Origin of the sequence: Corynebacterium tuscaniense (assembly GCF_008693065.1) — a bacterium.
Classification (GTDB): Bacteria; Actinomycetota; Actinomycetes; order Mycobacteriales; family Mycobacteriaceae; genus Corynebacterium; species Corynebacterium tuscaniense.
This window is the reverse complement of the sequence record NZ_VXKH01000053.1, coordinates 1-10942: the sequence shown is the minus strand read 5'-3', so window position 1 is coordinate 10942 and position 10942 is coordinate 1. Positions and strand designations below refer to the sequence as shown.

General features: G+C 61.1%; 9 protein-coding genes. 6 read left to right on the top strand and 3 right to left on the bottom strand.

Annotated elements, in window-relative coordinates:
• The first annotated feature begins 51 nt into the window (after nt 1-51).
• Genes F4V54_RS08735 through F4V54_RS08725 form a run of 3 tightly spaced genes read left to right on the top strand, consistent with a single transcriptional unit; the run spans nt 52 to nt 3328 of the window.
• Entirely contained in the window at nt 52-1029 is a 978-nt protein-coding gene (locus tag F4V54_RS08735; protein ID WP_150386890.1) for an N-acetylglutamate synthase, CG3035 family, read from the top strand.
• 5 nt (nt 1030-1034) lie between these two features.
• A complete protein-coding gene (locus tag F4V54_RS08730) occupies nt 1035-1823 on the top strand; it encodes an exodeoxyribonuclease III (RefSeq protein WP_150386889.1) in 789 nt (262 codons plus the stop codon).
• Nucleotides 1820-3328 (top strand): phospholipase D-like domain-containing protein, encoded by a 1509-nt coding sequence (locus tag F4V54_RS08725; protein WP_102723471.1) that lies wholly within the window; start codon nt 1820-1822, stop codon nt 3326-3328. Before F4V54_RS08730 ends, F4V54_RS08725 begins: the two co-directional genes overlap by 4 nt.
• A 133-nt stretch (nt 3329-3461) precedes the next feature.
• On the opposite strand, the gene F4V54_RS08720 is transcribed toward F4V54_RS08725, so the two are convergent.
• The 3 genes from F4V54_RS08720 to F4V54_RS08710 are packed head-to-tail and all read right to left on the bottom strand — an operon-like array spanning nt 3462 to nt 5689.
• Nucleotides 3462-4217, bottom strand: a complete 756-nt coding sequence (locus tag F4V54_RS08720) for an ABC transporter permease (protein WP_150386888.1) — start codon at nt 4215-4217, stop codon at nt 3462-3464.
• Entirely contained in the window at nt 4210-5232 is a 1023-nt protein-coding gene (locus F4V54_RS08715; protein ID WP_102723469.1) for an ABC transporter ATP-binding protein, read from the bottom strand. The genes F4V54_RS08720 and F4V54_RS08715 overlap by 8 nt, the downstream gene beginning before the upstream one ends.
• Entirely contained in the window at nt 5219-5689 is a 471-nt protein-coding gene (locus F4V54_RS08710) for an NUDIX domain-containing protein (RefSeq protein ID WP_150386887.1), read from the bottom strand. Before F4V54_RS08710 ends, F4V54_RS08715 begins: the two co-directional genes overlap by 14 nt.
• Before the next feature lie 66 nt (nt 5690-5755).
• Between F4V54_RS08710 and F4V54_RS08705 the strand changes: the two genes are divergently transcribed.
• Genes F4V54_RS08705 through F4V54_RS08695 form a run of 3 tightly spaced genes read left to right on the top strand, consistent with a single transcriptional unit; the run spans nt 5756 to nt 10807 of the window.
• Nucleotides 5756-7261 (top strand): hypothetical protein, encoded by a 1506-nt coding sequence (locus F4V54_RS08705; protein WP_150386886.1) that lies wholly within the window; start codon nt 5756-5758, stop codon nt 7259-7261.
• A complete protein-coding gene (locus F4V54_RS08700; protein ID WP_150386885.1) occupies nt 7261-8253 on the top strand; it encodes a glutamate ABC transporter substrate-binding protein in 993 nt (330 codons plus the stop codon). The genes F4V54_RS08705 and F4V54_RS08700 overlap by 1 nt, the downstream gene beginning before the upstream one ends.
• Nucleotides 8246-10807, top strand: coding sequence for a serine/threonine protein kinase (locus F4V54_RS08695; RefSeq protein ID WP_150386884.1), 2562 nt, complete (start codon nt 8246-8248; stop codon nt 10805-10807). Before F4V54_RS08700 ends, F4V54_RS08695 begins: the two co-directional genes overlap by 8 nt.
• The last annotated feature ends 135 nt before the right edge of the window (nt 10808-10942 follow it).

Below are 10942 nucleotides of genomic sequence, written 5' to 3'. Positions count from 1 at the left end.
GGGCAACACGTGGCTTCCCGGCACGGACCCCGACCCGTTCGGGCATTAGCGGTGGCGTTTCGTCAGGGCCCGGCACGCCCGGGTGATCGGGTGGTGGTGCGGCGCCGCGCAGGTTCGCATTTGACGGATGTGATCGGGCACGTAATCTCGCTAGACCCACTTGTAGTGCGACCACAGAAGGTGGGCGGGTTGCCGTCCGAGGCCGAGGCAATCCGCATCGACGATCCGTTGATCGTGCGCCGGATGAGCCCGCGCCGCATCCGCAATTCAGATATTCGCGCAGTTGAGACCGCCTATGCTCGCGCGTTTCCAGGCCAATCGCGCATGCTTTTCGACGACTGGCTTACCCGCGCCGGCTCCGACATCGCCGAGCGCTCCAACTCCGCAACCCCACTTGGCCATTCGGGCGGTTTCCGGCAGGTGCCACTGGAACAGATTATTTCGTTCTATCGGGAGCAAGGCCTCCCCGCGCAGCTGCTCATCCCAGAGCGGATTGGCGCGCCGGCGCTGCGGGCGATTGAGGGCAGGCCGGAATGGACCCTCGGCCCGGAGATCCTCGTGATGACGCGCTCGCTGTTGGATCCGGCTCCAGTGCTGGAGCCAACAGACTTTGCGTTTCGTATCGATCCACGCCCGGACGCAGACTGGCTGGCCATGTACCACTTCCGCGGGCAGCCACTGCCACCGGAAGCGCTGGCGGAACTCGCCGATGAGATTGAGGGCGAGCTCGGTTTCGGCCGCCTCACCCACCAAGGCGAGACCGTGGCCGTCACCCGCGGCACCATTACCTCGTCTGACGACGGCCGGGTGTGGCTCGGCTACTCCGCCGTCGAGGTGGCACCGGCGTTCAGGCGCCGCGGACTGGGCACCCAACTCGGGGCGGAGATGCTCGCTTGGGGCAAGCGCCAAGGAGCCACCGATGCGTACCTCCAGGTGCTGGCCAGCAACGATGCCGGCATCGGCCTGTACACCAAACTGGGATTCATCGAGCACCACCGGCACCGATACGCGCGCTGTGATCTAGGCTAGTGCCCATGCGAATTGCCACGTGGAACATCAACTCGGTGCGCACGCGCGTCGACCGCGCTGTCGCATTCCTGGAGCGCAACGACATTGACGTGCTTGCCATGCAGGAAACGAAGTGCTCGGACGACAAGTTCCCCTACTCGGCATTTGAGGCCGTCGGCTACGAGGTGGCACACGTGGGCTACCACCAGTGGAATGGCGTGGCGCTTATCTCCCGCGTCGGCCTGGAAGGTGTGAAGGACCACTTCCCCAACCAACCCGGCTTTGACAAGGACCCAGCCAAACCCCAAAACCGGGAAGCCCGCGCGGTAGGTGCCACGTGCAACGGGGTGGAGGTGTGGAGCCTCTACGTCCCTAACGGCCGGGAGATCGCGGACCGCCACTACGACTACAAGTTGGAGTTTTTGTGGAGGTTGGGGGAGGTCGCGGATAAGCAAAAAGCGCAGGTGCTGTGCGGAGATTTCAACATCGCCCCCACAGACAAAGACGTGTGGGAGCGCGCATTCTTTGAAGGCAAAACCCACGTGACCGAACCCGAGCGCGCGGCCTTCCAGCGTGTCGTAGAGTTCGGGTTGACACAGGTAAAACACGAAGAACCGTACTCCTACTTCGATTACAAAGGCATGCGGTTCCAACGTGGCGAGGGCATGCTCATCGACTTCCAGCTCGCCTCGCCACAGCTCCCCACGCGCGCATGGGTTGACCTTGAAGAGCGCGCCGGTGAGAAGGCCTCCGACCACGCGCCAGTCATCGCTGACTATGACTTGAGCGCCCTGCTTATTGACGAAGTCCGATGAGCCTCTCCACCCTCCAACTCGTCCTGATGGTGATTGACTACACCATCAAATTCGCCGTGATCGGCGTGATCCCGGAGAACCGGAAACCCTCATCCGCGAACGCGTGGCTGCTGGTCATTCTGCTCATCCCGTTTTTGGGTTTGCCGCTGTACTTCTTTCTCGGCTCAACGTTTCTATCCCGGCGACGCCACCGTATCCAGCGCCAAGCTAACGCGATCCTCAACGACGTCCACGAGGACTTCCCCGACTACCCCGCCGGCGCGTCCGTAACAGATGAGGTGGCATCCATGGCGCACCTCAACCGCACACTCACCGGCTTCCCGGCACTGGATGGCCACGTCAAAGCGGTGTGGACCGACTACCAAGCCACCATGCGGCGCTTAGCCGAAGCCATCGATACCGCCGAAAGCCACGTCCATGTAGAGATTTATGCCATGGCCTGGGACTCCACCACCGCACCCGTGTGGGAAGCCATGGAACGCGCTGTGGACCGTGGGGTGCCCGTGCGTGTGCTGCTCGACCACATCGGCTCCCAGAAATACCCCGGCTTCCGCGCCTTCAAAAAACGCATGACCGCCGCCGGCATTGACTGGCACCTCATGCTGCCTCTCCAGCCCCTCCGAGGCACCTTCCGGCGCCCGGACCTGCGCAACCACCGCAAGCTGCTCATCATTGACGACAGTGTGGCCTTCATGGGCTCCTTCAACCTCATCGACCGCTCCTACCTCATGCCCAGTCACGTGCGGAAAGCCCGCCAATGGGTGGACACCTTCATCGAACTCACCGGACCTGTCGTCGCCTCCCTGGAAACCATGTTCGCCGTGGACTGGTACACAGAGGCCGATGAAATCCTGTCCATCCGCGCCCCGTTTGATGATGACACTGCCGACCACGACCAAAACATCCTCCAACTCATCCCGTCTGGCCCCGGCTACAACACCGAACCAAACCTGAGGATGTTCAACACCCTCATCCACCACGCCCGCCAACGCTTGGTGCTCTGCTCCCCCTACTTCGTTCCCGATGATTCCATGCTGGAAGCCATCACTACCGCCTGCTACCGGGGCGTTCGCGTTGATCTGCTGGTCGGCGAAAGGGCCGACCAATTCATGGTCCACCATGCTCAATCCGCCTACTACCAGCAGCTTCTCGAGGCCGGCGTGCACATCTGGCAATTCCCTGCCCCGTACGTCCTACACACCAAGTTCGCCATCGCGGACCCTGCCGTGTGGACGCAGGGTGGGTCTGAGCCTGGATCAGGGCCTGGGGCTCACCGCAACGAAATCGCCATCGTCGGCTCCTCCAACATGGACATGCGTTCTTTCTCCCTCAACTACGAGAACAGTCTGTTTGTCCTCGAGGGCCCCCTGATCACCCAGCTTTGTGATCTCGCTGCCTCATACCTCTCCGTTTCCCACCAACTCACGCTCGAGGAATGGAAGAAGCGCCCGTGGACCCGCCGCTACATCGATAATGTGATGAAGTTGACGTCGGCGGTGCAGTAGAGGCTCGCAATGATGAGTGAAGGATTTGACACCATTCAGACCAATGGTTGGTAAAACCCAACTATTTACCTGGTCTTTTAGTGCGAGCAGTCTTGAACGCCTTCAAAATCCTTCACGCTTACCATAACCAAGGCTAGACGTCGCGCTTCTCCAGCAACAGCAAACCGATGCCGTATAGCACCACAGCCCACACGCCGAAAAGAAGCAGGGACTGCCAAAGTTCAATGGGGGCATCCACTCCTGGCTGCGGGCCGGGGTTAGGAATGTTAGTAGTGAAGTGCTGCAGGTTCTTAAACGGTGCGTAGGCCTGAATTTCCTGGCCCACCTTGGGTAGGAACGCAATGAGCGGCTCGACAGCGAACTGCCAGCCCAGGTACACCACCAAAGCGCCGGCAGTCTGGCGCACAATCCAACCAATTCCCTGCACAAGCAGCGATGATACGAAGGTGGCTAGTGGGACAGCCCAGAGGGAACGGCGGGTGAATTCGTTGGAGGCCCAACCGATGGGGTTGGTGGCAATCAGGTCACCGATGACGAAGCTGACTGCGAGGATCAGGAAGGACAGTGCTGTCGCGTACCCGCCGTATACAACGAGTTTGGCCAATGCGACCTTCCAGCGTTGAGGCGTCAGCGTCATGTTGGTTGCGCTGACCTTGTACCGATATTCGGTGGTCACCACCATGACTGCCTGGATCATGAGAGTGAGCAGGCCGAAGCTGGCAAAACCGGCGACGACCAAGGCGCCGCCATAAGAAGGCGTATCAGGAGAATCAAGGGACGCCATCAGGATGGTCCACCCGATACTCAGGGCAATAGCGATGCTGGACGTCCACCAGAAAGAGGCGGTTGTGCGGAGTTTGGTCCACTCCGAAATGATGGTGTTAAGCACGGTGCGCGCCTCCTTGAAGATCTTGAGCAGCTGGAGCGGGCCGGGACGTCGGGGCCGGAACAGTTGGGGCTGAAGGGGCCGGTGCCCGCCCGCCCGCGAGTTCTGCTGCGGCGTACTGCACGGCACCCTCGGTGCGCCGGATGTAGGCGTCTTCGAGGGAGGCGCGGCGCTCGGTAAGTTCGCTGAGCATGACGCCGGTGGAGAAAGCCAGGGCGCCGATGTGTTCGGAGGAGTTTCCCGCCACTTCGATAGTTGGGCGACCCTCTGGGTCCACGCCTTGGGTGAAAGAGATGCCTTCGGATTCCAACGCGGCACTAAATTCGGCCAGGTGCGGGGTCCGCACAACGGTGGTGAGGACGGAGTTTTCCTTGATGAAGTCGTGGACGGAGCCGGCGGCGACGAGGCGGCCCTTGCCAATCACAATGAGGTGGTCAGCGGTTTGTGCCATCTCAGCGAGCAGGTGGGAGGACACGAGGACGGTGCGCCCCTCGGCGGCGAAGCGCCGGAGGAGTTCGCGGACCCAGCGGATGCCTTCGGGGTCGAGGCCGTTAACAGGCTCGTCAAGGATGAGGTATTCGGGGTCGCCGAGCATGGCGGCGGCGATGCCGAGGCGCTGCCCCATGCCAAGTGAGAATCCGCCGACTTTCTTGTTTGCCACGGACGTCAGGCCAACAAGGTCCAGTACCGCATCAACGCGGGAGGTGTCAATGCCGGAGGCTTGCGCCTGCCACAACAAGGCGTTGCGGGCGCTGCGGTTCGGGTGGATAGCTTTCGCATCCAGCAGCGCTCCCACCTTGTTGAGGGGGTTGGAGAGGGAGCGGTAGGGGGTGCCGTCGATAAGCGCGGTGCCTGTGGTGGGTGTGTCGAGGCCGAGGATCATGCGCATCGTGGTTGATTTACCTGCGCCGTTCGGTCCGAGAAATCCAGTGACTACGCCCGGCTCGACGGTGAACGTCAGGTCGTCGACAGCGCGGACCTTGCCGTACTCCTTCGTCAGGCTGTTAACTTCGATCATGGTTTTTAGCGTGCCACAGAAGTTTGCTTAACGACGATTCAAACCCCGCATGCAACTCAAACTTCCTAATCTCCTCCAGCGGAACCCAACGCAGTTCCATAGACTCAGCGTTTGGTTCAAGTGGGATGGGCTCGCCGGTGGTGGTGCGAGCGAGGACAGTGGTGTAGGTCCAGCCGGGGGGTGTGCCGGCGGTGACCACAGCGGCGTCAATAAGCACGAGAGCTGGGGCGATTCCACATTCCTCGACTGTTTCGCGCAGGGCTGCTTCCTCGACCGTTTCGTGGGAGTCACGGGCCCCGCCAGGCAAAGCCCACGTGCCACCGTCCGCAACCCAATGCGCGCGGTGCTGTAGAAGGACCGTGTTCCCGGCGCGGAGAAAGAGTCCGGCTGCACCGTGCTTGCCCCATACCTGTTTGCCGTGTGGGCCTTCGACCCAACCGTTTCCGTCACCTTCCATACGCGCTACCCTACCTGCGAGTGTTGTTGTGCCCCACCTGTCACATAAGCATTGTATTCTGGGGCAATGGCGCGCACGGAGGCGGCCGGTCAGGCCAGGGACAATGCGGGAGGTGGCTCCCGCGTGCGGTTACCGCGGTTCAGCCCCCGGAAGTCCCGGCCTCAGGCAGACCTCCAAGAACATGAGGATGCGTGGCTAGATTCCCTCGAAGATGCACCGTCACGGACAGGCCTACAGGGTCTGCGGGACAAGTTCTACGAATCCTTGGGGGGCACCGGCCGGTGGCTGGAGGACGCGTGGAACTTCCTGAGCACCAGTCTGGGCCGGCTTCTGGCCCTCATGATAGTGCTGAGCGTGATGCTCTTGGCCAGTGGTTATGCAATGAGCCAATCGGGACAATCGCGAGAAAACGCTCTAGAGACTCTACTGAATGCCACCGAGCCCACCAGTAATTCGGCTCACACCCTGTACACCAGTTTGAGCCAGGCAGATACATTGGCCACCACGTCTTTTGTGCAGCCGGGTCTGCAGACCGCGGAATCACACCGGCGGTATGTGGCCACGATTGATGAAGCCGTTATCGCCGCGGATGAGGTCGTGCGCGGTAGTGCGTTAGCCGGCGATCACTCGGAGCATGCCGCAGAAGTGCAGGAGCTGACCCGTGATATTCAGCGGATGTTGCCGCAGTACACCGGGCTGATGGAGCGTGCACAGGCGAATCAGCGCGTGGGTAACCCGCTGGGCGTGGCGTACATGACGCAGGCGTCCACCCTGATGCGTGAGACGATGTTGACTAAAGCAGAGCGCCTGCTGAATATCACGCGCGACCAGGTGGATGAGGAGATGCGGCGGCTGACCCTGCCGCAGCTGTTCCCACTGTCCGGCTTGCTCGCTGGAATTGCTGCGCTGGTGTTTACGCAGTGGGTGCTGTGGCGAATGTTCCGGCGTCGCTTGAACCGTGGGTTCCTGATGTCCACCGCGCTGATGCTTGCGGCGGCAGTGTGGGTGATCAGCGCGAACTCAGCATCCTGGCTGGCGGGTACAGGCGGATTTGAGGCTGCGAGCGACCAGTTCGAGCAGCTGACCAGCGCGCGCATTACTGCGCAGGAAACACGCACGACCGAGACGTTGACCCTGCTCACGCGCCGGACAGGTGAGCGTTCTGGTCCGGAGATGGGCGACACGGCGAACGAGGTGACCGGGGCATTGGATGCAGTTGCGCCCACTGCGGACCCGGAGCGCGTGGCCACCACTCGTCGTGCTTTGACGGATTGGCGCGTCTCCCACTCACGCATGATGGCTGCGCTGCAGCAAGGCGATTACGCGCGGGCCGTGGATATTGCAGCATCGCAAGAGCTTGTGGACGCCTCCCCGTCCACCGCCTCCTCCTTCCAAACCTTGGATAAGGGTCTGGCGGAGCTGATCTCCCAGTCGCGAACGGATCTGCGCACGCACATCACCAACAGTTTGAAAGCCTCAGACAGCGTCGCACCAGGCGTGATGGTGTTGACGGTTTTGGCTTTCCTCATGGCGTGGTTGGGTGTTCGGCCGAGAATTCAGGAGTACCTGTAATGAGAGTTACTTTTGCAAAGGGCGCGACGGTGCTGGCAATCGTGGCAGGGACACTGGCTGCCTGCTCTGTCACCCCAGTGCAACCCGTACAGCCGGGGATTGGGGACGAGCCGGCAGCGTTGCAGGACCTGCCACTGCCGGCTGGAGCGGTGGTGGACCCACCGGGCCACGCACCAGAAACAGAGGTGGAACCCTATAATTGGCCCGGTTCGTTGCGCCCCAGTCGGGAGAATCCGGAGAAGCGGGTGCCCAATATTTTCAAGCGTGGCCGCATCATCGTGGGCGTGGATCAGTCCCAATATCTGCTGAGTTTTCGCGACAACGCGACGGGCGAGCTCAAGGGGTTTGAGGTGGACTTGGCCCGTGAAATTGCACGGGACATTTTCGGGGATCCAGAGAGGGTTGATTTCCGCTTTGTGGATTCCTCAATGCGTACGGAATCCTTGGTGGCAGGGCAGGTGGACATTGTGATTAGGACGATGTCCATAACCAAGGAGCGCTCGGAGGAGGTGGACTTTTCGGTGCCGTACCTGGATTCCTCGGTACGCATGCTCGTGCCTACAAGCTCCCACCTTGAGGGCACTGATGACCTGACTGATGAGCGCATTTGTGTCGCCGCGGGGTCCAACATCGTGGATATTGCGCGCGAGAATCTTCCGCATCAGGAGCTAATGCGCACGCGCACCTGGACGGATTGTTTAATGGCGCTGCAGCAGTATCAGGCGGGTTTGCTCGTGGGAGATGAGACCATTTTGGCAGGTTTTGCCGCGCAAGATCCGCTGACCACCGTGGCCGGCCAGCCTTTTGCGCAGCAACGTTACGCGGTGGGGATACCCAAGGGGTATGACGGCCTGACCCGCCAGGTCAACCACACCCTCAACCGCGTGCGCACGGATGGCACATGGGACGCAATGTTCAAACGTTGGCTTGGACCGCATATTGCCCCACGCACTGCGCCGCAGCCGGTCTACCGGGAGGAAACTGATGACTAAATCCGACCACTCCGACCCCAACCCAACCGACGGAACGTGGGTTCCTGACCGGGACATTGACCAGGCCATCGAACACCTTCGTAGCGAGCCCGAAAGCACGAGTGAGCACACTGAGGCCGTCCTTTTCGACCCCTTCGCGGACGAAGAAGTTGACGCAGATGCACTGTATGAGGGCACCGGTGAAATCGCCGACCTGCTCAAAGATTTGGATGCGCTGCGGGACGCCCCGGAGGCAACCCAGGCGACGCAGGCAACTCCGCCAGAGTTCACCGAGTTCACGGAACACACCACGCAGGGCACAGCGGGTGCAGGTAGCGCAGGCACAGGCGCGCTGGCGGGGTTGACCCCGCAGCAGATTGCGGAGTTGCAGGCGAGTACATCGGAACGGTCACGCCGTGAAGCATTAGAGAAGTTCAAGGAGCTGCGCGGGGCACAACGCCAAGCACGGTCGGTGGCGGACGGCATGGTGGAACTTCCGTGGATTGCGCCGTCAGAGCCGAAGGAGGCGCTTCGAGATCCCACCGAGGCAGTGGTGAATAAAGGCATCCCGGCACCACAACTTCAGCGGGGCGACGTGGTTGCAGGACAGTATGAGATCCAGGGTGTCATTGCGCATGGTGGCATGGGCTGGATCTACCTGGCGCAAGACCACTATGTAGCGGGGCGCGTGGTGGTGTTAAAGGGCTTGCAGTCCGAAAAAAGCGAAGACGAGACGAACGCAGCGGCAGCGGAGCGGGAGTTTTTGGCGGATATTACACACCCCGGGATCGTGAAGATTTTTAACTTCATTGATGATCCGCGGGTGGCGGGCGGCTTTATTGTGATGGAGTTTGTGGGTGGGCCATCCCTGCGTGAACGCAGAAACGCGCAGCGCAATCACCTGCTCCCGATCGATCTGGCCATCGCGTACATCCTGGAGGTCCTCCCAGCGCTGGGGTATTTGCATAGCCGCGGGGTGGTGTACAACGACCTGAAGCCGGACAACATCATTGTCACCGAGGACCAGGTGAAGCTCATTGATCTGGGCGCGGTCAGCGGCATTGGGGCGTACGGTTACATCTACGGCACGAAGGGTTATCAGGCGCCGGAGGTGGCGCGGGAGGGGCCATCCATAGCTAGTGATATTTACACGGTGGGGCGCACGCTCGCGGCGCTGATCCTGGATCTGCCTAAGGTCGACGGCGTTTATACACACGAGCTGCCCACACCAAGTTCGTCGAAAACGCTTCGCCGTTACATCTCCCTGTACCGCCTGCTCGCGCGATGCTGCGACCCAGATCCGGCGCAGCGTTTCCAGTCCGTCGATGAGCTGGAGGTGCAGCTACTCGGCGTGTTGCGTGAGGTCATTGCCATCCGTGATGGGATCGCGCACCCGGCGCAGCACTCCCTGTTCTCGCCGCAACGTACCACCTTTGGCACGAAGCACTTGGTGTTCCGGACGGATCAGCTTATTGATGGCATTGATCGCACCGTCGAAATCACCCCCTCAGAGGTGCTCTCCGCCCTGCCCACGCCGTTGATTGACCGTTCGGATGTCGGTGCGGGTCTGCTCTCCGGCACATCCTACGCGGAACCACAGGAAACCCTTGAATCTCTGCGCCAAGCAATGCAAACCCCCGAGTACGAGCATTCCGCAGAGATCCCCTTCGGCGTTGTGCGCGCGATGTTGGACCTAGGACTGACCGCACAAGCACGCCACTGGCTCAGCCAATTCGACGATCGTCTACGCAACAACTGGCGTTTCCACTGGTACCGGGCGCTCACGGAGCTCGTCCGGGGGGATTTCACAGCCGCGCAGGCAGATTTCGCTCGGGTGTTGAACATCGTGCCGGGCGAAGCTGCCCCCAAACTCGCGCTCGCCGCGGTAGATGAGCTCATGTTGCAAGAAAGTGGACACCGGCAAGAAGAGCTTATCGACGACACCCTCCCCCGCCACCTCGCCTCCATCCGCACCGATCTTGGCGAGCTCCCCAATTCCTACTTCCGCCGCCTGGAAAAAGATGGCGTGCTCACCTCCGATTGGAGCCATGTCTCCACCAATCCGCAGACGCTTCGCTTGAACTCCATGCGGCTCTACGCCTTAGTGTGGGCGGCTAATTCCACCACAGTGTCCTCCGCATTTGGCCTGGCACGCCAGCTCATGTTTGAACGTGAGGTGGAAATGGCCGTGGCTGCCCTGGACAAAGTGCCGCAACAGTCCCGCCACCACCGGATGGCTAAACTGACCAGCATTTTGTACCTGGTTGGGGATACGTTGACGGAATCCCGCATCCGCCGCGCCGCGCGCCGACTGGAAGAAATCCCCACGAACGAGCCACGGCTGCTGCAAATCAAAATCGCGGTGCTCCGCGCCGGGCTGACCTACCTCATGGGCAACAACGTCGAGTCCGCGAGCTCCCGCACGCAGCTTTTCGAGTTCGACTTCACCGTGAAAGGTCTACGCCGCGGCCTTGCCATCACCTTGCGGCAGCAGGCCCGCAGAGCGCCCTTTGCCAAGCACCGGTACGCCCTCGTGGACACGGCGAATAAAGTGCGTCCGGCTACCTGGTTCTAGGCCGCCTTTGTGATGTCTAGGGACTTTTTGGACACGGAGTCCAGGAGGTTTTTGGACGGGATGTCTAGTGGCTTTTTGGACGGTTACGGCGGTGGAATAGCCGGATGGCTATTCCATTGCATAAGCGCAGAAAGA

Bases quoted from the DNA above. Each gene is read 5' to 3' on its own strand.
- F4V54_RS08730 (WP_150386889.1), top strand. From the start codon at position 1,035: ATGCGAATTGCCACGTGGAACATCAACTCGGTGCGCACGCGCGTCGAC.
- F4V54_RS08725 (WP_102723471.1), top strand. From the start codon at position 1,820: ATGAGCCTCTCCACCCTCCAACTCGTCCTGATGGTGATTGACTACACC.
- F4V54_RS08715 (WP_102723469.1), bottom strand. From the start codon at position 5,232: ATGATCGAAGTTAACAGCCTGACGAAGGAGTACGGCAAGGTCCGCGCT.
- F4V54_RS08710 (WP_150386887.1), bottom strand. From the start codon at position 5,689: ATGGAAGGTGACGGAAACGGTTGGGTCGAAGGCCCACACGGCAAACAG.
- F4V54_RS08705 (WP_150386886.1), top strand. From the start codon at position 5,756: ATGGCGCGCACGGAGGCGGCCGGTCAGGCCAGGGACAATGCGGGAGGT.
- F4V54_RS08700 (WP_150386885.1), top strand. From the start codon at position 7,261: ATGAGAGTTACTTTTGCAAAGGGCGCGACGGTGCTGGCAATCGTGGCA.
- F4V54_RS08695 (WP_150386884.1), top strand. From the start codon at position 8,246: ATGACTAAATCCGACCACTCCGACCCCAACCCAACCGACGGAACGTGG.